This is a genomic window from Blautia massiliensis (ex Durand et al. 2017) (genome assembly GCF_051861785.1).
In the GTDB taxonomy this organism is placed as follows: Bacteria; Bacillota; Clostridia; order Lachnospirales; family Lachnospiraceae; genus Blautia_A; species Blautia_A luti_A.
Genome location: NZ_CP146725.1, coordinates 3,866,448 through 3,889,803, shown reverse-complemented (window position 1 = coordinate 3,889,803; position 23,356 = coordinate 3,866,448). Strand labels below are relative to the sequence as shown.

The 23,356-nt window shown below is 46.0% G+C and carries 22 protein-coding genes; 1 reads left to right on the top strand and 21 read right to left on the bottom strand.

Features of this window, described 5'->3' with window-relative positions; translation table 11 throughout:
- From V9W66_RS18365 to V9W66_RS18265, 21 genes are all read right to left on the bottom strand, one after another.
- Positions 1–1,230, bottom strand: coding sequence for an NAD(P)/FAD-dependent oxidoreductase (locus V9W66_RS18365; protein ID WP_144093042.1), 1,230 nt, complete (start codon positions 1,228–1,230; stop codon positions 1–3).
- Between the two features lie 102 nt (positions 1,231–1,332).
- Positions 1,333–2,745 (bottom strand): oxaloacetate decarboxylase subunit alpha, encoded by a 1,413-nt coding sequence (locus tag V9W66_RS18360; RefSeq protein WP_144093040.1) that lies wholly within the window; start codon positions 2,743–2,745, stop codon positions 1,333–1,335.
- Positions 2,746–2,781: 36 nt separating this feature from the next.
- On the bottom strand, positions 2,782–3,930 hold the full coding sequence (locus tag V9W66_RS18355; protein WP_144093038.1) for a sodium ion-translocating decarboxylase subunit beta: 1,149 nt from the start codon (positions 3,928–3,930) through the stop codon (positions 2,782–2,784).
- Positions 3,931–3,945: 15 nt separating this feature from the next.
- Entirely contained in the window at positions 3,946–4,326 is a 381-nt protein-coding gene (locus tag V9W66_RS18350) for a biotin/lipoyl-containing protein (protein ID WP_144093036.1), read from the bottom strand.
- Positions 4,327–4,349: 23 nt separating this feature from the next.
- Positions 4,350–5,099, bottom strand: a complete 750-nt coding sequence (locus tag V9W66_RS18345; protein WP_144093034.1) for an OadG family transporter subunit — start codon at positions 5,097–5,099, stop codon at positions 4,350–4,352.
- Between the two features lie 13 nt (positions 5,100–5,112).
- A complete protein-coding gene (locus tag V9W66_RS18340) occupies positions 5,113–6,549 on the bottom strand; it encodes an acyl-CoA carboxylase subunit beta (RefSeq protein ID WP_144093032.1) in 1,437 nt (478 codons plus the stop codon).
- A gap of 141 nt (positions 6,550–6,690) precedes the next feature.
- On the bottom strand, positions 6,691–7,914 hold the full coding sequence (locus V9W66_RS18335) for a D-alanyl-D-alanine carboxypeptidase family protein (protein ID WP_243121603.1): 1,224 nt from the start codon (positions 7,912–7,914) through the stop codon (positions 6,691–6,693).
- Positions 7,915–8,026: 112 nt separating this feature from the next.
- Entirely contained in the window at positions 8,027–8,824 is a 798-nt protein-coding gene (locus V9W66_RS18330; RefSeq protein ID WP_144093030.1) for a zinc dependent phospholipase C family protein, read from the bottom strand.
- Positions 8,825–8,896: 72 nt separating this feature from the next.
- Positions 8,897–9,466: an SMC-Scp complex subunit ScpB gene (scpB, locus tag V9W66_RS18325; RefSeq protein ID WP_022426764.1), complete on the bottom strand. Its 570-nt coding sequence runs from the start codon at positions 9,464–9,466 to the stop codon at positions 8,897–8,899.
- A gap of 23 nt (positions 9,467–9,489) precedes the next feature.
- Positions 9,490–10,275 (bottom strand): segregation and condensation protein A, encoded by a 786-nt coding sequence (locus tag V9W66_RS18320; RefSeq protein WP_015524863.1) that lies wholly within the window; start codon positions 10,273–10,275, stop codon positions 9,490–9,492.
- A gap of 9 nt (positions 10,276–10,284) precedes the next feature.
- Complete coding sequence (locus V9W66_RS18315; RefSeq protein ID WP_144093028.1) at positions 10,285–11,091, bottom strand: metallophosphoesterase; 807 nt, start codon at positions 11,089–11,091, stop codon at positions 10,285–10,287.
- 1 nt (position 11,092) lies between these two features.
- The gene (locus V9W66_RS18310; RefSeq protein ID WP_144093026.1) at positions 11,093–12,127 is read right to left on the bottom strand and encodes a molybdopterin-binding protein; all 1,035 of its coding nucleotides are present in this window, start codon (positions 12,125–12,127) and stop codon (positions 11,093–11,095) included.
- A gap of 87 nt (positions 12,128–12,214) precedes the next feature.
- Positions 12,215–13,402, bottom strand: coding sequence for a D-alanyl-D-alanine carboxypeptidase family protein (locus V9W66_RS18305; protein WP_144100465.1), 1,188 nt, complete (start codon positions 13,400–13,402; stop codon positions 12,215–12,217).
- 242 nt (positions 13,403–13,644) lie between these two features.
- The gene (locus V9W66_RS18300) at positions 13,645–13,968 is read right to left on the bottom strand and encodes a GGDEF domain-containing protein (protein WP_186290000.1); all 324 of its coding nucleotides are present in this window, start codon (positions 13,966–13,968) and stop codon (positions 13,645–13,647) included.
- 195 nt (positions 13,969–14,163) lie between these two features.
- Positions 14,164–17,448: a SpaA isopeptide-forming pilin-related protein gene (locus V9W66_RS18295; protein WP_144100464.1), complete on the bottom strand. Its 3,285-nt coding sequence runs from the start codon at positions 17,446–17,448 to the stop codon at positions 14,164–14,166.
- Entirely contained in the window at positions 17,445–18,668 is a 1,224-nt protein-coding gene (locus tag V9W66_RS18290) for a hypothetical protein (RefSeq protein WP_144093018.1), read from the bottom strand. The genes V9W66_RS18295 and V9W66_RS18290 overlap by 4 nt, the downstream gene beginning before the upstream one ends.
- On the bottom strand, positions 18,665–19,249 hold the full coding sequence (locus V9W66_RS18285; RefSeq protein ID WP_144100462.1) for a hypothetical protein: 585 nt from the start codon (positions 19,247–19,249) through the stop codon (positions 18,665–18,667). The genes V9W66_RS18290 and V9W66_RS18285 overlap by 4 nt, the downstream gene beginning before the upstream one ends.
- Complete coding sequence (locus tag V9W66_RS18280) at positions 19,246–19,893, bottom strand: TasA family protein (RefSeq protein ID WP_114002431.1); 648 nt, start codon at positions 19,891–19,893, stop codon at positions 19,246–19,248. Before V9W66_RS18280 ends, V9W66_RS18285 begins: the two co-directional genes overlap by 4 nt.
- A 2-nt stretch (positions 19,894–19,895) precedes the next feature.
- Positions 19,896–20,492, bottom strand: coding sequence for a signal peptidase I (locus tag V9W66_RS18275; protein WP_092072703.1), 597 nt, complete (start codon positions 20,490–20,492; stop codon positions 19,896–19,898).
- A gap of 364 nt (positions 20,493–20,856) precedes the next feature.
- Positions 20,857–21,750 carry a M14 family zinc carboxypeptidase gene (locus tag V9W66_RS18270; protein ID WP_015524854.1) on the bottom strand — a complete coding sequence of 298 codons (894 nt, stop codon included), beginning with the start codon at positions 21,748–21,750 and terminating at the stop codon, positions 20,857–20,859.
- A 77-nt stretch (positions 21,751–21,827) separates the two neighbouring features.
- Positions 21,828–22,361, bottom strand: a complete 534-nt coding sequence (locus V9W66_RS18265; RefSeq protein WP_235812344.1) for a hypothetical protein — start codon at positions 22,359–22,361, stop codon at positions 21,828–21,830.
- Positions 22,362–22,510: 149 nt separating this feature from the next.
- On the opposite strand from V9W66_RS18265, the gene V9W66_RS18260 reads away from it, so the two are divergent.
- Positions 22,511–23,353 carry an ABC transporter ATP-binding protein gene (locus V9W66_RS18260; protein WP_118368846.1) on the top strand — a complete coding sequence of 281 codons (843 nt, stop codon included), beginning with the start codon at positions 22,511–22,513 and terminating at the stop codon, positions 23,351–23,353.
- Positions 23,354–23,356 lie beyond the last annotated feature (3 nt).

The following is a 23,356-nucleotide window of genomic DNA, read 5'->3' as shown; positions in this document are numbered from 1 at the left end:
TTATTCTATCGCCTGAGCTGCCGCATACGCTGTAGACCATGCGATCTGAAGATTATAGCCACCGGTCACTGCATCCAGATCCAGTACTTCACCTGTAAAATACAGATTTTTTATTTTTTTGGATTCCATTGTGGATGGCTGTATCTCTTTTACTGACACACCGCCTCTTGTGATGATTGCTTCCTTAAACTCTCCCATTCCCGTGATCGTAAACGGAAAAGCCTTGATCAGACGGCCAAAAGCCTGACGCTCTTCCCTGGAGATTTCATGTACCGTTTTTTCCCCGGGGATACCGCCAATTTCGATCATGATCGGAGTCAGAGAAGACGGAAAAAGAACACCGATCACATTTTTAAACTGCTTGTTATGATTTGCATCAAATTCACGCAGGATCCGGGCGTCAAGCTGTTCTGCATCAAGCGCCGGCTTCAGATCCAGGAAAGCCTCCAAAGGCTCCTTTTCCAGCTTTTTGCCGATCTGGGCACTGGCGGAAAGGATCAGCGGTCCTGTCACTCCGAAATGAGTAAACATCATCTCGCCGAAATCTTTATAGAGAACTTTTTTGCCGGATTTTACTGTAAGCTCCACATTCCGGAGGGAAAGGCCCTGAAGTTTGGAGACATAATCTTCTTTTGCCACCAGTGGTACCAGTGATGGTGACTGGGAAATAACTTTATGTCCCGTCTCAGCAGCAAAACGATATCCGTCTCCTGTGGAACCTGTGGACGGGTAGGAAAGCCCTCCTGTGGCAACTACCACAGTATCTGCTTCAAAAAAGGTACCGTCCGAAAGTAATACACCGGTAACTTTTTCATCCTGTGTACAAACTTCCTTTACCTCTGTATGAAGATGGATCTGCGCTCCGGCTTTTTTCAGTTCCCGCTCAAGCGCACGGATAATATCTGATGAATGATCCGATACCGGAAAAACCCGGTTTCCACGCTCTGTTTTCAGCGGCACTCCTGCCTCCTCAAAAAATTCCATCACATCTCTGCTTCCATAGGTGTAGAAAGCACTGTAAAGAAATTTGCGGTTTGACATCACTGCCGGAAAAAGTTCTTCGGTATCGGAATCATTGGTGACGTTGCATCTTCCCTTTCCGGTGATGAAAAGCTTTTTTCCGAGTTTCTCATTTTTTTCCAGTATGTGAACCTGGTGTCCTCTGCGCGCAGCATATACACCGCAGAGCATTCCGGCGGCACCGCCGCCTATGATCGCAACTTTGGACATTACCTGTTATCCTGCCTTTTTTATCTTTTTATGCACAAAGGAGCCTGCATACAGCAAGCTCCTTTTCCTGTTTTGAAATGCATCTGCATTTCTATGTGTGCTTTATACCGGGTATGCGCCGTTCTTGGTATCTGCTACAGTTTCATCAACTTTTGTCTTCTGAGCCTGGCGATATTTAAAGAAGTCCATGGCAACCTGCGGGAACAGTGCATATGTGAGAACATCCTCATCCTGCTCCTTGTACTGTGCCATCTCGCTCTCAAGCTTATCAAGCTCATCTTCCAGAAGATCTGCCGGACGGCATGTGATCGGTTCAATATCTCCGATACATTTTTTCTGTACTTCCGGATTGAACGGTCTGGCTGTTGCGCCATACTTACCACTTAACACGTCTCTTGTCTCTTTTGTGACAACCTTGTAACGCTCGCCCATGATCACATTAAATACAGCCTGTGTACCAACGATCTGAGAGGACGGTGTAACAAGCGGTGGCTCACCAAGGTCTTTACGTACACGCGGAACTTCCTCAAGTACTTCGTAGAATTTATCCTCGGCATGCTGCTCTTTCAGCTGTGATGTCAGGTTGGAAAGCATTCCACCTGGTACCTGATACAGAAGAGTCTTGATGTTTACACCAAGGTTCTTCGGATTGAGAAGACCTGTATCAAGAGCCTCATCACGCATCGGACGGAAGTAGTCAGCGATCTCAGCGAGAAGCTGCTGATCAAATCCTGTATCATATGGTGTTCCCTTGAAGGTCTCAACCATAACCTCTGTTGCCGGCTGGGATGTTCCAAGAGCAAACGGAGACATTGCTGTGTCGATGATATCAACACCTGCCTCTACTGCCTTCATATATGTCATGGAAGCAACACCGGATGTATAGTGAGAATGAAGATCGATCGGGATCTTAACAGTCTCTTTGAGAGCCTGAACAAGCTCTGTAGCCTTGTACGGAACAAGAAGTCCTGCCATATCTTTGATACAGATGGAATCTGCACCCATATCCTCGATACGTTTTGCAAGATCTGTCCAGTAATCAAGTGTGTAAGCATCACCAAGTGTGTAAGCCATTGCAACCTGTGCATGTGCTTTCTCCTTGTTTGCTGCTTTTACAGCTGTCTGAAGGTTACGAAGGTCATTCATACAGTCAAAGATACGGATGATATCGATACCGTTAGCTGCGGATTTCTGTACAAAATACTCTACTACATCATCTGCATATGGACGATATCCAAGGATGTTCTGTCCACGGAACAGCATCTGAAGCTTTGTGTTTTTGAAACCGTCACGAAGTTTACGAAGTCTTTCCCACGGATCCTCTTTCAGGAAACGTAAGGAAGCATCGAAAGTAGCACCGCCCCAGCACTCTACTGCATAGTAGCCGACTTTGTCAAGCTTCTCAATGATCGGAAGCATCTGCTCTGTGCTCATACGTGTAGCGATCAGGGACTGATGAGCGTCACGCAGGATCGTTTCCACAACTTTCACAGGTTTTTTCTCTATTTCTGCCATAATTATTCTCCTTACAAATTTTTATAAGACAATGGGTTAGACACCAAAGATCGCCATGAATGTACCGGCAGCAACCGCTGTACCGATAACACCAGCAACGTTCGGTCCCATCGCATGCATCAGCAGGAAGTTTGTAGGATCTGCCTCAGCACCAACCTTCTGGGATACACGGGCTGCCATAGGAACGGCAGAAACACCGGCTGATCCGATCAGAGGATTGATCTTTCCGTGAGTAACCTTGCAGAGAAGCTTACCAAGCATAACACCACCAAAAGTACCGCAGGCAAAGGCAACAAGACCAAGAACTACGATCTTCAGTGTATCTACGTTCAGGAACGCCTCAGCACTTGTGGAAGCACCTACAGATGTTCCGAGAAGGATTACTACGATGTACATAAGAGCGTTGGAAGCTGTTTCAGAAAGCTGTTTAACAACTCCGGACTCACGGAACAGGTTTCCGAGCATCAGCATACCAACAAGGGGAGCTGTTGTCGGAAGGATCAGGCAAACAACGATTGTGATAACGATCGGGAAAAGGATCTTCTCAAGTTTTGTAACAGGGCGGAGCTGCGCCATTTTGATCTTACGCTCTTTCTCTGTTGTGAATGCCTTCATGATCGGAGGCTGGATGATCGGTACCAGAGACATATAGGAATATGCTGCTACTGCGATCGGTCCCATAAGAGAAGACTGTCCAAGCTTACCTGCAAGGAAAATGGAAGTCGGGCCGTCAGCACCACCGATGATAGAGATCGCTGCTGCTGCTTTACCATTAAATCCAAGGAAAATTGCAAGGAAGTATGCAAGGTAAATACCAAGCTGTGCAGCTGCTCCCATCAGGAAGCTGATCGGGTTTGCGATCAACGGACCGAAGTCTGTCATCGCACCGACACCCAGGAAGATCAGTGAAGGAAGAATACTCCACTCATCCATTAAGTAAAAATAATGAAGAAGTCCGCCAACGCCATTGGATGAATCCTCAATGCTCAGCATAATGTCCGGATAAATATTTACCAGAAGCATACCAAAAGCGATCGGAACCAACAGCAGCGGCTCAAAACCATGTTTAATGGCAAGATATAAGAACACACATGCCACTGCGATCATCAGGTAGTTTCCCCAGGTAAGGTTGAAAAATGCTGTCTGATGGATCAGGTTTGACAGGGTATTTATTACATAAGACATTTGTCTACCTCCTGTTTAGTTCATTGTTGCAAGAGTATCTCCATTTTCAACGGCAGCACCCTCTGCAACATCGATGCTGGCGATCGTTCCGTCCTGAGGAGCAACAACCGGGATCTCCATCTTCATGGACTCAACGATCACTACGCTGTCACCGGCTTTTACGCTCTGTCCAACAGATGCAACGATTTTTACAACTTTTCCAGGAACGGCTGCGGAAACTTTAACAGAACCTGCGCCTGCTGCCGGAGCTGCTGCCTTAGGAGCTGCTGCCGGAGCTGTCTTAGGAGCCGGAGCTGCTGCCTTTGGTGCTGCTGCAACTGGAGCTGCTGAGTTTCCGTTCTCTTCTACAGTAACTTCATATGCTGTTCCGTTAACAGTAATTGTATAACTCTTCATTTTAAAATCCTCCTAAATAATGATTATCTTTTTCTGCGGTTGACTTTGCGGATGGAACGTACTACGAATCCGTCTGTGCTTGTTTTGCCTTCAGAAGCAGCGATCGCTGCGGCGATCACGGCAATAAGCTCACCATCATCTGTCACATCCTCAACAGCAGGCTCAGCAACCGGAGCCGGAGCTGCTGCTACAGGAGCTGGTTTGCTCTCTTTTTTCTTTCCTTCCACAAGTCCGGGAATATATTTGAAAAGAGAGATCACTAAGATCAGGAATGCCAGGATCACAAATACAGTTCCGAGACCCATCACTGTATTCATCGCTGCCTTCTCCATGTTCTGTGCCAGTGTATAATTCACATCAACTGTAAGAGATGTCGGGGTTCCTGATTTATCAAATACATAAGTGAAATTCGCTTTGTTTTTCTCGAAGGATACCGGAACAACAACGGTATACTGATCATCGGAGTACTCCACTGTGATATCTTTTTCATCGATATCACCTTTTTTCTTACCAAGCTCTTCTCTGGAGCCGTCCCATGCACTTGCTGCACTCTGTGTGAAAGCATCCTCTGATTCCAGATATCCCTGGATATCATCCTCGGACATTGCGATGATCGCATCCGTCAGGCCCTCGGTTGTTTTGACAAGCTGACTCTTTACAGAATCATCAATCTCATCAGCAGCCCATGCAGTAGCTGTGCATCCGATCAGAAGTGCAGCTATGCAAAGAAGTGCCATGCAGACAGAAGAGATCTTTTTATAAAACTGTCTCATACGCTCACCTCACTTAGACTGTTCCATGCTTTTTGGATGGACGGTCTTCCCTTTTTGTGAACAGCATCTCAAAAGCACCGATTACATATTTTCTTGTATCTTCTGCTTTGATCATAGTATCCACATATCCTCTTGCCGCTGCAGATGCGATACCGTTCTGGAGTTCTTTGTACTCAGCTGCCTTCTCATTCAGTGTAGAAGCGTCAGCTCCCTCATACATGATCTTTGCTGCAAGGGAAGCATCCATCATGCCGATCTCAGCTGTATCCCATGCATAAACCATATCTGCTCCGACAGATTTGCTGTTCATGGCAACGTATGCAGTTCCGTATGCTTTACCAATTACAACATTTACCTTCGGTACAGTTGCAGATGCAAAAGCATGTACCATCTCACCAACGGATTTAGCCATCATCTTCTCATTGCAGAGTGTAGCTTTAAATCCTGTTACATTAGTAAGAGTAAGTACCGGAATCTCAAAAGCATCACAGAATTTTACGAAGTCTGCTGCTTTTCTTGCACCTCTTGCAGAAAGAGTTCCGTCGGAAATCTCTGTCTTATTGCCATCAGCATCGTAAGATTCGCTTCTGTTTGCAACAGCGCCAACGGAAGCTCCGTTCAGACGAAGGAAGCCTGTTACGACATCCTGGCCGTAAGCTGCCTTTGTTTCAAAAAACTCACCATTATCAGCGATTCTTGAAAGCGCAATAGCTGTGTCGCCTGTGCAGCCTGCAATATCATCACATACTCTGTTCAGGTCATCTGTGCATTCCTTGAAGCTGTCATTATCTTCATTATTCTCCGGAAGCATGCTGACCAGTGTACGGATCTGTCCAAGAATCTCCTCTTCTGTTCCGATGCCGTCAACAAGTCCTGTCTCCTCACTCTGGAACTGTGCGGAAGCTGAATCGCATTTTTCCACTCTGTTTCCTTCCAGTGCATTTGGAGTGTTTACAAACAGTCTGCCCTTCTTCTCCTCTACAAATGTAAAGTCTGTAAGAGCCGGTACAACTGCCATTCCACCGCCGCATGTTCCGAAAACAGCAGTGATCTGTGGAATAACACCGGATGCCAGTGTCTGTTTCAGATAGATCTCACCAAATGCCTCAAGTGCATCGGTAGCCTCCTGAAGACGAAGTCCCGCACAGTCTACAAGACCGATAACAGGTGCTCCAACTTTCAGAGCGAGATCATAAATTTTGGCGATCTTTTTGGCATGCATCTCACCAACTGTTCCGTTCAGTACAGATGCATCCTGGCTGTATACATACACCAGACTGCCGTCAATCACACCATATCCGGTGATCACACCGTCTGAAGGTGCTTTTTTTTCAGTCATGTTGAAATCCGTAGCTCTGGCTGTGACAGCCTGTCCGATCTCAACAAAACTGTTGGCGTCAAGCAGGGAATCGATCCTTGCAGCCGCTACGCTTTGTGTCGCATTACTCATTATACTATGCCCTCCATTTTTTTATTAATATAACCAAAAATTCAGCCGAGTATAATTGTACCTTTTTTTTGCAGAAAATTCAATACTTTTCGTCACGAACGTTAAAAAATTAACCCCTGACATATGCCAGGGGTCGCTAAATTAATGAAAATAATCCTTAAATACTTTATCCACATACCATTTATAGGTAATTCTGTCGATTTTGTCATCGGCGGTTACAAGGCAGGAAAGGAGTTCTTTTCCGTTGAGCTTTGCATGGAGTGTACCGATCTTCTGGTTTTTCTGTATTGGTGCCGGGAGCTTATCCGGAAGCTCCGTTTCCCATGTGATCGTTTCTGTTTTTTTCAGAAGATATCTTTTCTCACGATCTTTTTCAGAAAGTACTGCGTGTATTTTCAGCATAACCTGTTTGGGAGGATATCCGGAACGATCGGACTTTTGCGGATATGGATCTTCTTTTCCCGGTGCTGCTTCTGTTACCGGGATCTCAGGCAGCTGCGGAAGCTCCGGCAGCATCACATACTGATAATTTTCCCTGCCATAGGAAAGAAGCTTCTTGGTATCGCTCCATTTATAATTTTTATTTCCGGGCCATCCGCATCCCAGAAGAGCCACGATAAATAATCGCTCGTCCTGTCGGACTGCGCAGACATAACAATATCCGGCATTTCCTGTAAATCCTGTTTTTCCGGAGATCACTCCTGTTTCCATATCCAGGAAAGCATTGGTATTATGTACCGAATAATGCTTTTTTCCTGAGATATCCGTGAAAGTATAATCTCTGGTCTGGGTAATATGGACAAATGTTGCATTTTTTATTGCATACGCCATGATCAAGGCAAGATCCCGGGCTGTTGTATGATGGATACCGCCTTCATCTTCTCCATCCAGACCATTGGGTGTAACAAAATGTGTGTCCTTACATCCCAGCTCTTTTGCTTTTTCATTCATCTTCTCTGCAAAACCTTCTACGGAGCCGCCGATATGTTCCGCGATGGCCACTGCGGAATCATTATGGCTTTTCAGCATCAGTGAATAGAGAAGATCCTCCAGATAAAACTGCTGGCCCTCCCGCATGCCAAGACGTGTCTGTGGCTGAGATGCCGCATTCCCGGAAACCTGTACGTAATCATCTCCCTTTGCCAGCTCCAGAGCAAGAATACAGGTCATTACCTTTGTGGTGCTGGCATTCGGCCGTCCCTTGTATGCTTCTTTTCCGTACAGCACACGGCCGGTCTCCCCATCCATGAGAACTGCAGAAAGTGCATATAGATTTTCGTCATCTGCCGCCTTTACCGGAAAGATCTGACAAATAATAAGGACCGCTGTCACCAGCACGACAGCGGCCATACGCCGTTTGCTCATAATGCATCACCCCGTACACGGTTCATATAACTGTTTACAGTAACTGTTATATTTAATTTTATGCGGGGATAGCATTCAGATATCACTTGTATCTATTGTCTGCCGGGATCGATCATCCGTTAAAGGTCAGATCCCATCTGTCAGAAAGATGTCCTGGCCTGACTGCAAGTGCAGCAAGCTCTTCCAGCATATCCGGCGCCTTGGCAAGTGCCTCTTCCATCAGACTGTCCAGCTTAAGAAGCTCCTCCCTACAGTCGATCTCCGGCTCCGGGCTCATAAAAAATTCGGTAATAAACGCAGATCTCTTTTTTCCTGCGGGGGAAAGGGCATGTTCCGAAAGGCGTCTCTTCCTTCCTCCATCATCACATACCAAAATACAGGTGAATATCTTCATCATTTTCAATGACAGATAAATGTTCCAGGTACGGATCGCCGGCAATACCTGGTGGATCGTCCATGCACTGAGAAAACTGGCACGGATCCCATGAGACGGATAAAAACGCAATGGATCTTTGCCGGTTTCATACATCAGCATGCGATCAAATTCCTTCTCAAAGAGCGTATGTGAGACTTTCCCCTCGGCAGCTACCTGATTGACGTAAGGATGACAGGTAGAATCCAGGATATAATGACATCCGAACCCCAGTAGGTAAGCCATCAGTGCAGGATTTTTTTCCTCCCGGACCTTCGCCATGCCCTTTTCAAAGAATTCTCTTGCTTTCCGTCCATGCATCTGCACTCCGTACTGTGTCACCGGATTTTTGGATATAAAATAATAAAACAGGATATCCGGACCATGCTGTCCGATCCGGTACAGATTTCCGTTGCTTCGGATCAGATGCTGTAATTTTACGGAAAGTTTCCGGTAAACCCTTTTTCCAAAAAGATCATGTGCGTATGTTGTGGGCATTTTCGTCACTCCTCTTCTGTTTTCTGATTTGTCCGGCAGGTCCCGTAAACCGGCATCTGTCCGTGTTATTTGTTATACGTCCAGCTTCAGCTGAATCTCTTCCTCTGCTTCCGCCTTGAAATCCTCCAGCTGGACCGGATCCATTTCCGGAAGGTCTTCCAGCCCCTGGACACCAAAGCAGCGCAGAAATTCTTCGGTGGTTCCCAGGAGGATCGGGCGACCCGGAGCATCCAGACGTCCAAGTTCTCTCACCAGATCATAATCCATCAGCTTATTGATGGCATGATCACATTTTACCCCTCGGATCTTTTCAATCTCTGCTTTTGTAACAGGCTGTTTGTAGGCAATGATCGAAAGGGTTTCAAGCATAACGTCTGTCAGCGTGGGTTTCTTTGGCTGCGCTGCGATCCGGATAAGAGAATCATAGTATTCTTTTTTTGTACAAAGCTGAAAGGAGTTTTCGAGCTCTATGATCTGGATCCCCCGCTCTTCTTCCTGATAACGGATCATCATATTTCGGATGATATTTTCCGTTGTTGTCGGATCCTGACGGATCGCTCTGGCAATACGGGGTAATTCCACTGCTTCTCCCATTGCAAACAGGATGGCTTCGATTTCTCCTTCAATTCGTTTGATTTCCACTTATTGTCCTCATTCCTACTATATTATTCATCTGCGAATTCTGTCAGATTCTTCCATGTGTCCGGATCCGTGATAACTTCCACATGAATATCATCAAAAAGATCTTCCTGTTCTGCATGAACATGTCCCATTTTCATCAATTCCAGAATTGCCAGAAATGTCACGATCAGCTGTATTTTGGAATGCTGGTTTTCCATCAGCCTGCGAAAACTGAATTTCCGGTGAGCCTTTGCATATTCCTTCATTTCCAGCAATTTATCGGAAAGTGATATTTCCTCTTTTTCGATCCTTCCGAATTTACTTCGGATCGGATCGATCTTATTTTCCTGTCTGCGGATCAAAGCCTGATAGATCGCACTCATCCGCTCCAGTGTCAGACCCCGGAGAAGTTCCTGGGGATCAGACGGTGGAGTATACTGCAGCACTTCTTCCGGAAGATCCTGTTTTCGGTAATAAACCCCTGCCGCATCTCCAAGCCTGTCCCGTAATTCATAGGACATATATTTGTACATCTTATATTCCAGCAGCTTCTGCACAAGCTCTGCTCTGGGGTCCTCCTCTTCTCCTTCCTCATTCACTTCTTTCGGAAGAAGCATTTTACATTTGATATCCAGAAGAGTAGCTGCCATGACAAGAAATTCACTCATGATCCCCAGATCTTCTTTTTCCATGGAATGCAGATATTCCATATACTGATCTGTGATCTCCACAATAGGAATATCATAGATATCGATCTTGTTTTTGTCAATCAGGTGAAGCAGAAGATCCAGAGGGCCTTCAAATACATTCAGCTTAACAGATAATGCCATAGGGTTTCCTCATTTCATTTTTTCGGAAGGTTTTATATCGATCACCAGCAGTTCCCTTGGATTATGGATCCGAAGGGGGATGGTATGTTCTCCAAGTCCGGCACTGACGATCATATGCTGATCCCCTTTGTGAAAGTCTCCACAGCAAAACGGCGGAAGGAACAGATATTGGGGAGATGAAAGACCGTAATGTTCACTGAGGCGGACAACGCCTCCGTGATAGTGTCCGGACAGGATCAGATCCGCGCCCCATTCAAAATAGGTTTTTCCGTATTTCGGATTATGTGCCAGCAGGATCTGCATCCCTTTATCTTCAGGTTTTCCGATCAGTTCTTCCATCACTTCTTTTTTCAGCTTCGGTGATCTTGGTTTGTGATAATATTCGATGGGAAGCTCCAGGCCCCAGAAACAGAAGTGTTCTCCCTGCAGGACCATATCTTCACGTCCGTTCCTTAAAATATGCACACCGGCTTTTTTCAGTGCTCTTTCGTATTTTGCATAATATGGCCGATATTCTTCGGAAAGGAACATTTTATATTCATGATTACCAAGTGCATAATACACGGGAAAATCCCTGGCAAGCTCTGTCAGCAGCTTACATGCAGTTACCAGAGTATCCGTTTCTGTACGTACAGCCATGTCACCGGCAGAAAGTATCACGTCCGGGACAAGCTTTCGGATCATCTCTGTCAGCCGGATATTGTCTTTTCCGTAGGATATTCCGTGAAGATCTGCAAGAAGGATCATCCGCACGCCCTGTGGAGCATGGATCTTGTCCGTATGGATCTCATATTGTTTGATTCTGAATTTTTTCATATTATTTTCCAAATCCGCAGTTCGGGAAAGTACAAACCGGACAGTTCAGACAAAGTCCTCCCTCTCCCAGCCTGGCGATCTCCTCTGCCTTGATCTCATCATCCGCCATTACTCTGGGCAGGATCAGATCAAATACCGTTCTTTTTGCGTACATGACGCAGCCCGGAAGTCCAAGTACCGGTATGGATCTTCCGTTCCTCTCAAGATATGCCACAAGCAGCATAGCTCCCGGAAGTACAGGTGCTCCATAGGTTACGATCTTTGCTCCGGTATCCCGGATCCCGCCCGGAGTACGATCATCGGGATCCACACTCATTCCGCCGGTACAGATGATCAGATCTGCTCCTGCATCTGCGAAAGAAAGAATTGCCTTTGTGATCTCTTCCTTATCATCTCCCGGCATCACCTGGCCTGTCACTTCTGTCGGAAACCCGGAAAGCTTTTCCCGGAGTACCGGTGTGAAGGTATCCTGGATCAGTCCTTTTTTGATCTCACTTCCGGTTGTGACGATCCCTACTTTTTTCTGCTGGTAAGGGAGAATGTCAAAGATCGGAAGATTTCCTGCTGCCTTCTCTGCTGCATCCATTTTCTCTTTCTCGATCACAAGCGGAATGATCCTGGTTCCTGCAACCTTATCACCTTTTTTTATCGGAAAATCGCCATGTCTGGAAGCAATCATCATTTCTCCCAGAGAATTCACAGCCACAAGTGCATCACGACGTATTTTCAGAATACCATCGATCTTTGATACCACCTCGATCTTACCTTCTTTGATCTCGGTTCCATATACTTTGGAAGAATTTCCGGCACAGATTTTGTAAAGGATCTCTGCAGCTTCATTTTCGTGAAGAATCCCCGGTTTTTTCTCCCACACAAAAAGGTGTTCTTTTCCTACAGAGAGCAGCAGTGGTATATCTTCTTCTTTCACTACATGACCCTTTTTGAAAAGAACGCCTTTTTTCTCATCTTTTATGATCTGCGTGATATCATGGCACAGAATGTGTCCCACTGCATCTTCTGTTCTGATCTCTTTCATCCAAAATCCCTTCCCTGTTCTGTTATTTCTTCAATCCGTTGTATTATACATCCAGTCTGCCCTTTTTGTCAAAATATGTTGCAGGCATCACAAAAGAAATGCCTGACAGGTTCTTTCCAGCCAGTCATTGTATCCGGCCTTTTTTATTGTTTCCCCGTACAGGATATCCAGACTACCGATCTTTTTCCCATCCTGATAGTATTCCTGAGCCCCTGCTTTCTGTCCTTTTTTCACCGGCGCACTTTGTTCTCTGGGAAGGATCAACTTTTTCTTAACATTGTCAGGTTTCGTTCCATCTGTGCTGATATATCGGAATTTCCCACTATATACAAGCGGAACCTGCTCTTTGACTCCTTTGCGGAGCTTCATAGGTTTCAGTGGCTCCAGAGCATCATCCAGATACAATGTGCATTTAGAAAAGCCGTAATTTAAAAGAGCTGCTGCATCCCGGAATCTTGTTTTCGGGTCCGGTGCGGCCATCACTGAGGCGATCAGTGTGATCCCGTTTCGTTCTGCCACAGCACTGAGACAGTATTTTGCAATACTGGTGCTGCCTGTTTTAAGTCCCATACACCCCTCATAGCTGCGCAGCAGTTTATTTGTGTTGGTCAGTGTAAATTTCGAGGAGCCTTTTCTGGTAACGTGTGTGATATCCTCCATCCAGACAGATGAATATGTAAGAACTTCCGGATATCTGCTGATGAGCTCCCTGCTCATAAGTGCAATGTCATAGGGAGTTGTATAATGCTCCTGTGATTCCGTCAGCCCGCAGCAATCCACAAAATGAGTATTTTTCATTCCAAGATTCTTCGCCCTCTCGTTCATCCTCTCCACAAAGGCTTGTTCTGTTCCCGCAACATGCTCCGCCATAGCTACGCTGGCATCATTTCCGGAAGCGATCACAATACATTTGATCATGGTTTCTGCAGTCTGCTTTTCTCCTTCTTCCAGAAATACCTGAGACCCTCCCATGGATCTGGCATGAGCACTGGTGGTAATGCTATCCTCCAGATGCAGGGTTCCCTCACGGATAGCGTCAAAGATCAGGATCAATGTCATGATCTTTGTAATACTGGCCGGGCTTCTTCGGGTGTCAGGATCCCTGGAATAGATCACTGTACCGGTTTCTTTTTCCATAAGGACTGCACCCGGCGCTTCGATCAGCTGCTGTGCTTTTCCACTATCTTCCGTTTCTCCCCTGACACCAACGGGTGTCAGAGCCAGGCATAAGACTAAAATACAGATTAAAAGACTTTCCGGAACACTTCCGTTCATAAGCTCACTCCTGCCGCAAACATCTCTGTTCTATTGTAAAAGCTTTCCTGAAAGATTATTCCTGAAATTCTGAAAAAGCATAGATTCCGGTCCATATTCCTGTATCTTTCACTCTGCATCGCTTTGCTTTTTCAGTTCTTCGTCATACAGCTTAACACCTGTTTCACAATTTCCAGCAGCATATTTTCTTGCATAATTCGCTGTATCGATTGCCTCAGATGCATTGTCACATTCTTTGGTGATCAGATAGATTCCAGTGCGGACACCACATACTCGGAAAACTGCCGCAGGATCTGATCTCCCACACGATATCCGTATTTTGCATTGATACGTTTAAATTTTTCAAAATCGGTATATAGCACTGCATGTCTCGGCCCGTAACCTCCAATCAGAATTTTCTCCACATTTTCGCGAAATCTTGAAAAAGAAGACAATCCGGTCAGAGGATCTTTCTGGGCACGTTCCTCAGGAAATTCTTCCTGGAGTTTTTCCCTGGTGATATCTCTGGAGTTTCCTATGAAGTAATGATCTACGGTGCTTTTGTCCTGTGCTATAAATCCCCGCACTGTCAGAAGACCGGCATTACCGTCTTTATTGATGCAACGAACCTCTATCGTTCCGCCTTCCCGGGATGCCAGAAAATCTGTCAGGTACTTCCAGTCGCCCTTATATACATTACTGTATTTCTTTTTACAGTTTGTTTTTTACTATATAAAATACGCAGCTAAGGGCAGGATTACTCCTGCCCCTCTGTATTTTTTTCAGGAAAATGATACGGGTATGGTATTTTTTATGCTGTCATTATGGGAATATCGATCATATCTGGATTTCTCATTTACAAAAGTCAGCGATGCATTTTTGTTTTGCATTGTCAAAGCAGCCGTACCGGAAGCAATCTTCCGGGGATCTGTACCATATGCAGGCGCAACGCCTTTTATGATGTGGACATTCTCTGTATTTGCCCGTACATCTTTCAGATAGTAGCGTAGTACCGGTTTTTCCCAGACCGTATACTGCCCCAGCGGGATATTCCTGAGAGTGACCGATAATGTTGCATAACCATTTTTATCGGTTTCATAGCTTCCTCTGGTAAAGGTCACATAATCCTCATATCTGTGAGGATTTCCGGATAGATCCGTACCTTCTGCCACAAAGGAAAAGGTTGGATTTCCATGAGCCCAGGTAATATCCTCCTCTTTGATCTTTTTTATGATGGTGATATTTCCCAGCGGAAGTGTTACCGGAGTATTCTCTGCTTTCAGATCCACAGTATCCGTATCTGTATTTTCTTTTTTCTGGAAGATTACCTCCTTTTCGTATTTGCCAGTATAGTTTTCCGGATTTTTTGTTTCCACTACTTTGAACCTTCCCTGATTAGCATCTGTAAGCACCAGCTCTTCCGTAGAGTACCATCCGGTTTCTACGTCAAATTTCAGGATGCTCTGCCTGCCCAGGTCATTTTGGTAAGTCTGCTTCCCTCTATTCCACTGAAGCACGGTAAATTCCGCATCTTCCAGAACTTCCCCTGTATAGATGTCTGTTTTTCTCAGACGGATCACCCCTGTATATTCCTTTTCCTTTTCATTGACAACTTCAAAGGAAAGGCGTGCATCCTTGTCTGTGATATCCACCGCTTCTTCCCAGCTTCCTGTATATCCGGGCGGAGTCTTTGTTTCCACGATCTTATATTTTCCCTCATTATCCGAAGTCTTTAAAAGTTCACTGCTTACATAAAGCTCACTTGAGCTATCATAATCCAGAAGTGTTCCTTTTTCTTTATAGGCTTTTTTGGCTGCACTGTATTCATAAAGTGTAAATTCCGCACCCTTCAGTACTTCACCGGTCTTCGCATCGATCTTACGAACCTCTATCCTTCGTTTTTCGTTCTGATAGTTCACTGCTTCAAACAGAAATTCCTGCTTTTCTCCCGGCTTTTCCAGTGTAAAATTCTTCTGCCAGTTTCCGGTGTAATTGGGAGGAGCTTTTGTCTCACGCACACGGAATTTTCCCTGATTGTCTTCGGTATAATTAAATTTCCCGGAGTTATAGGTACGTTTCTGTCCATCATAAGTCAGTTTTTTTAAGGTTACATAGCTTTTGCTTTTTTTACTCCACTGATACAGGGTGAATTCAGCTCCTGCCAGCGGATCACCGGTATTTCCGTCTTTCTTTCTGATGGATACTGTTCCGCTGATATCCATGATATCCGTTACGTTGACGGCTGTTGTCTTTCCACCGGTTACTGTAAGATTTTTGATAGCGGTGTTCAGCTTGTATCCGGCGGCGGTTTTCGTTTCTTTCACATAGTATTTTCCTGGAACCAGTTTTGAAAAAAGGATCTCTCCACCGGCGTTTGTTGTTCCGGTTGAAACCTTCTGATCCTTACTGTACATAGTCCGGTATCCGGAGGTCAGAGCTTCTGCTGCAAACAGTCCGTACTGCGCTCCCTGGATCCGTTTTCCCGTGTTGGGTTCCTTCTTGACCAGCTTTGCATTGCCGTAAACCGATGGCTTTACTGAAAACGAAAAGCTTCCTCTTGTTCCCTGGTATACGTAAGCGCCAAAATCCTGTACTCCATCTTTTCCTGCCTGGGCACTTCCGTCAACCAGGATATAGGAAACCGGCTGAAGCAGCATTTTGCAGGAAAACTTCTTTGCTGCAGATGCATTTAACGGAAAGATCAGAAAAAAATATGCTCCATCCTTCAGACTCAGGCTTGGCCCCGACATCATTTTGGGATTGGTTTTCTGTGAATTATAATCCGCTGCGCTCGTCCAGTAGGCCAGCTGCCATTTTTCTGCGGCTCCTCTTGTTATGGTGATCCCGTTCCCTGCTTTTGCTCCATCCGTCACTTTCATAAGAGTACTCATCTGAAATCCGTCCTTCATACTGTCCGGAACAAAGGGAAAACCTGCAGGCCTGTTTCGGAATACACTTAACGGGATCGTCTTTCCGGATGCTGCTGCCCAGGAACCGTCTTTGGAAACATAAACGGCTGCCTTGTTTCTTGCAGGGATCGTCAATGTCTGGATCTTATCGATCAGACGGTTTATTCCTGTATGTTCTACTTCTGCTGCTGTGGCATATCCACAGTCATTAAAATATACCTTTGACAGCGCAATATGCGTAAATACATAACGGTTCTGCCATTTTGACCAGTCTATGTGACTGCAGGAGGGGTCGTATCCGGTGCCCAGATCCCCCGGTCCTCCATAGCCAAAGTACAAAAGCTTCTGGATCACAGAATTAGTCAGTGCTTTTACTGCCTCATTCTTCAGCGTCATACTGTCCAGTCCATCCTGAGTTGCTTTCAGGCAATAGAGAGGTGAAACCTTTTCCTTTCCTGTATCATCGATATAATGTACAGAACGATACGTACATCCCATACGGGTTTTATTTCCGGAACCAAGAAAATCATTGGCAGCTGTCCAGACCTCATCGCAGTAAACCCTGGTCCAGCTGTCCAGATAATACTGGGACGGGGAAAGTGCTGTAGCTGCGATAGCATCCTCTCCTTCTGAGATTACTTCCGCACTGCCAGCTTCCCGGAACTCCCCGGGAAGTGCTGCAGAAAGAGCAATGATCTCTCCGTTTTCGATATCCTGGATCAGTTCCTGATCCTCTTCACTTTCTCCTGTAAGGATTTCCGCGTTTTCTTCCGTGAATACAGTAAATCCCGGATCCTCTGTCTGCTCCGGTATCTCTGTCAGAGCTATATTTTCTCCTTCTTTTGAAGCAGCTTCCGGTTCTTCTTCCGGTTCGATCAGCTCATCCCTGTCCGTATTTTCAGTATTATCTTTACCTTCTTCAAAAGCTTTCTCCACCGTTTCCGGTTCAGGCAAGGCTGTCGGAACCGGCATCTCAGCCTCCCCAGGCTGATCTGTTACCGGAATATCCGGGGTCTCCTCTTCTTCCTCCGGTTCTGTCTGTTCCTGCTGCGGATCTGCTGATACCGAACTCATATCTGCTGCAGGACTGGCCGAAACCACAAGAGAAGAAGCTGTGATCATCAATGCCATCCATGCACCGATCATTCTTCTTTTCAATTTTTTCGTCCTCCTTTCCATAGCGTCAGACTGCAGGTAAGCAGCGCTATACCGGCCATCAGTGCAAACAGGATCACAGGAGATTCATCTCCGGTCTTCACTGGTGTCGTCCTTACCGAAGAGCTGTTATTTCCGGAAGCTCTTTCTGTGCTTTCTTTCCTGCCATTCCGGCGTGGGACGGGACTGGTTTCCACCGTCTCCTGATCCTCCTCCACAGAAAAGATCCATTTCACATCTGCAGCCCGAAGAGCATATAAATTATCCAGATCTGCCGGAACCGTAACCTCAAATCTCATGTTTCCTTTTTCTCCGCTGGAAAATTCCCCCAGGGATACGGCCTTATTGAGAGACATAGCCAGAAGATCCCCGGAATACAGCTTTTTATGATTCATGGTGATCACCAGCTTCAGCTTTTTCAGAAATTCCTGATCCTTTACCGATTTACATTCCGGTGATGTGCGGAAGAATATCTCTGCAGCATGCTCCGTTGTGTTACGGATCTCTACAGAATCATGAAAAACATCTCCCGGCATTGCCGTGGAAAATCCGGAAAAAAAGTCTTCCGGAGCCGCGATCAGTTTGTGCGCATTTCCTGCAAACTCCACCTTCAGATCCACCGGACTTTTTTTCTGAACCACAAGACCATCGGTATCGTGGATACATCTTAAGACCTTCTGATTTCCCCAGGGTGACATGGCACGGAAATCCGGTGCAAAATTTGCCGCCTGGACAGCATCTGCCACGATGGTGATCCCCAGCTTCTTATCCTGGTAGGATTCATCCCATTGGGATGGTACAGTCACACCGGTAAAAATATCCACGCTGTCTCCCTGTTCCAGCTTCCTGGTATAATAAAAATACTCTCCCTTCCGGATCCATCTCGGTGACATTCCTGTAAGATTCCTGTCATCCAGACCATCCAAACCTTCCAGATCATCTGTATAAGAGATCTTCACCCTTACCCAGCATGGCTCTGAGTGATTGGTGATCCTGGGGATCTTGGATATCTCATCTCCCGGAAGAACGATCCGGCGATCCTGATATTTCATTTCTCGGCCGTCCTTTTTTTCCAGTTCCCGAAGAGAAATATTGATATCTCCCACTGATATGTGATTGGTCACTGTCACGGAATCTGAAAATCTGGCATAAGCAGCCGTACACGCCAGGATACTGCCTGCCACAGCAGCACCTGCCAGCAGGGCTTTAAGGTGTTTTTTCAAGCATTCCCCCTCCTTTCTGCCTGAGCAGAAACCGGATCTGAAAAATACCTCCACGCACTTTCATAATCTGAAAATCCTTCTGCCTGTACAGCTTCCTCATAAACATTGATCTCAAAATCCTTAATGCTGTCCCTGTAAGTATCATCGATCTTTTGGGGATCGATCTGAAATCCGGTACACAGAGGAGTTGTTTTTTCACCCTCAGATATTTTTTTCCGGTAGTAATAATAGCCGTCCTGACTGTTATACACCCAGTTTGCCGTATCCAGACCTGTTAATTTCACGCCTCTGCCGATATCGTCATTGGAGTAGGAAAGGGACATCCTCACATAGCAGTCTGCCTGGAACCCTTTCACACTGCCGGAAAAATTTCCGATCCGGATCTCTTTTCTGTAGGACGGACCATTCTCCATAGGCGTAGGTGTAGGATCCGGAAAATCTTCCTCGATCTCCGTTGTCACATACCCCACTGCAGCAGAATTTATCTTTTTTTCAAAATCTGAAAAATACGCCGCAGTCCCTGTTGCGCACAGGATCCCTGTTGTCAGGAGAAGGAAAACGGGTCTTTTTAATTTATTCATTTCGTGACACCACCGGCCTGTCCTTTATTCTGATTTACATATTTCTGGTAAGCAGCAGTTGCCTGCTCCAGAACCGTAGTCTTGTCATCCCCGGTATTGGTAGCCTGGATCGCATAAGCCCGTACCGGCATATCGATCTGCTGTGTATCCAGCTGACCTTCGATGATATTGGCAAAGGTTACTGTATCAAAAAGAGTTGTAGTCTTTGTTCCCGGCTTCAGGATGTGGTTATATGCATAGGTATAGACCATATTCTGCCCCACTTCGGTCCGCTCCAGCTGTGTCCAGTCCTTGTTTTTGGTGAAGCTGAACAGCTCTGTTTTTGCAAGCGCATTTCTGGTGCCATCCTTGGCTGCCGTGATCACATTTCGGACCGGAACAGAAACTTCCAGATATACAAATGCTTCATTTACCCCCTTATTTGCTACATAGGGGTCCTTCCGGATCACCTGAGTAGGAACCAGATCTGTATTGTCCTCCGGTTTCCAGTTAGGCTCATCCAGGTCGATATCCACTTTTCCTACGGTAAAGCTGTTGGTTGCCGTTTCAAAATCCGTAAGATATGCAGCTGTTCCTCCGGCTGCCAGTGCAGTGATCACAGCAGCAAGTGCGATTCCTTTTACCAGTTTTCTGTTTTTCATCATGATTAAATTCCTCCCTGTATTTTTTTCTTTTTTGGGGTATATGCCAGATCAAAGAGTACTGACAGACATGCCGCTATGCAAACTGCGGCAAAAGGGATCCGGGCTTTCAGAAAATGGATCACGTAGCCCAGATAAGGCAGGTGAAAGACTACCCGCCCGATGATCTGTGACGCCTCTGCGGGAACAGGATCTTCTGTCTTGTTGGCGTCACCTTTTGTGATAAAGATATCCTTTTCTTTTTTAACCACTCTGTGGGTGACAACGGTATCTCCGTTATGAAAAGTAATGATATCTCCCTTTTTCGGAGAAAACTCTCCTTCCTTTGTAAAAACCACAGCTCCGGTTGGGATCTCAGGTTCCATGGATCCGGAATAGACCACATAGGGCCGGATCCCGAAAAGTCCGGGAATAAGAAGCACCAATGCCATCACCAGCATCAGTCCCAGAACTGTGTTGCCGATACATCGAAAAAATATTTTCATTCCTGTATTCTGTTCTACATACGATATTTGATGATCACTTCCCTCTGCAGGGAAAGAAACCGTGTTCGGATACCAGGAAAATTCCGGCGGAGACCTGCCCCACATAAATTGAGCCATAAAAAAGTCCTCCCTGTATAGCAGTTAATATGGCAATTCACAACATGCTCCCATCACTTAAACGCACAGATTTTGAAGTGAGGACAAGCATGATCAAAATAATAATACAGCAAAAATACTGAATGGAAATTGTTCGAGCAGATATGCTCAGATGTGCAGTTCCTCTCATCACTTACAGAGGTGAAGGATTCCTGCGACATTTGTTAAAAAAGATTTGTTTCAGATGATGTTATTATAGGGTCCGCAGATCCGGAAGTCAATCAAATTCGTCCGACAGGATTCGACACTGGTTTCTCAGCGAGTATGTCTGTCACCCTATTTTTCATAAGCTGACAGACCCTGCATCCTCACAACACAAATTTTCTTACAGCTGTACCAGAGAGTAAATATATTCCAATGGAAGCAGCATCAGATCACGGATTTCCCGTTCTTCCTCTTCTTTATTTCCGGAATTTACCGGCAATTCGATCCGGAAAGCCGGCTGGCGGATCATTTCTCCGTAATACTGTTCTGGCCTGCCTGTGCTCCTTCGCCCGTTCTGCGCTTCTCGTTCTATTGCCAGCTGCTCCAGCTTTCCCCTGGTACATTTTTTCAGGTGGCGTGCAAGACGGTAGCATCTCTGACCAGTGGAAAAATTCTGATCTCGCCGATAATAAACCACCTTTTTTCCATATCCGCAGAAAACCAGCAGGCCACGTCCTCCGTATTCCTGAAAGATCCGAATCAGTGCACGTGTCTCATTTTCACTGGCAGGCTGCTGATGGATCTTTTTTCTGCTGCAGAAGGTAGTAGGAAAATTCCGTGCAGTATCCATTCCTCTTGCATTTCCCTCGAATTCATCACAAGGAACATCCTGCATTTTCAGCATCTGACGGAAAATGGGATTTCGCACAGTATTGTAGCCCTTCCGGCAGATCTCATATCCATCCGGATTGACCACCGGTATGATACAAAGCCTGGTCTGATCCAGGAGCTTTTTTACCTCATAAAGCTCGTCCACGGTCCAGTTGCATTCATATATTCTGCAAAGCTCCAGTGCCATCCTGGTAAGCCTGTCCGTCATCTGTCCATCCGTTCCGGAAAAGCCGGCCACACAGAAAATACAGGCATCTCCCTGTCCGATCTCCAGCATAGGGATCATCCGGTCATCGTGGCTTTTTCCGATCACCCGAAACTGGGTAAAGCTGCTGTAACGCCTGGCTGCCTCCCACAGTGAATAATAAATTGCTTCGTAGGTTTTATCCTGTACTGTATCCATGATGTTCCCTTCCTTCCGTCTTTATACATGTTCATTATTATGTATATTATGCGAAAGAGCATAAAAAAAGAACCGGTTTAACACCGATTCCTTTTGTTTACAAAATAATTCAGGATACCGCCGCCGATGATGATCACCAGCGCAACTGCAACCACTCTTTTCGCTGCCTCCTGAGGAAGCTGGCCCTTGGAGCCAATGGAAGCCTCATAAAAGGTCAGCGTGTAATCGATCTCATGGGGGGCGCCCATGGCCAGTGTATCTGCGATCACTTCCATCTTATCATCCAGGGCAGTTACCGGGACAGTAAAAACAGAATTTCTGCCTTCCTCGCTCTCATTGAGATATTTTTCCCCATCTACGATCATATAATCATAGTTGGAGCTGCTCCACTGGAGCCGTGCATACATCTTCCCCTCCTTTACCAGCATCAATGTGGGGGAAGAAACGCTGGCCTTTCCGCTTCCGCCTTCCAGCTCCACCTGTATGGAATATTCTCCGTCCTCAAGATCTGTCTTCACTGCGTTCTCTCCACCTGCGGCCAGAACCTGTATCGGGCATAGCAGCAGCATAGTCAGAAGAAGCAGCATTATTGTTCTCATCCTGTGTTTCATGGTTTTCTCTCCATTTTTTGTTTTTCCTTCGTATCACTATAGCACAACGCTCCTTTTCTGTAAAGAACATCTCAGAGTTGTTGAAATGTCTCTTCTTTTCCAGTATAATAGAGTGAAATTTGCATACAAATGAAAGGAAATGAACAGAGATGATCGAAACAAAAAATCTCACAAAAAAATTCGACAGTTTTACTGCTGTGGATTCTCTGGATCTTCGCATAGAAACCGGCGAATTTTTCGGTCTGCTGGGACCCAACGGTGCCGGAAAGACTACCACGATCAGTCTGCTTTCCACTCTGCTCCTGCCCACAGAGGGCGAAATCCTCATTGACGGGCAGACACTTGGACGCAACCGACCGGATCTGAAGCGCAAGATCAGCGTGATCACGCAGGAATATTCCATGCGCCAGGATATGAACATGGACGAGATCATGGAATATCAGGGCCGTCTTTATTTCATGCCACGAAAAGAGATCAAACGGAAAACTGAAGAGCTTCTGGATTTCTGTGGACTTCTTCCCTTCCGCAAGCGGACTGTAAGGAAGCTTTCCGGTGGTATGAAACGAAAGCTTATGGTATGCCGGGCACTTCTCACAAGTCCGGAGATCCTTCTTCTGGACGAGCCCACTGCAGGCATGGACGCGCTATCCAGACGACAGATGTGGAATCTTCTCCGTCAGCTGAACGGAAAAAATCTGACCATTCTTCTGACAACCCACTATATGGAAGAGGCTCAGTCTCTCTGCAACCGGGTAGCACTTATGGATCACGGAAAGCTGGAGGAGATCAATACTCCATCGGGTCTGATCGACAGCCTGGGCAAATACACCGTAGATCAGGAAACACCGGAAGGGGCAAAAAGCCACTACTTCCACAGCCGGGAAGAAGCCATCTCTTTTCTGTCCTCGTTGGACGGACAGTGCACCCTTCGTGAGACAACTCTGGAGGATGTTTTTGTGGAGCGCGCAGGCAGGCATCTGATGCAGCGATAAGCC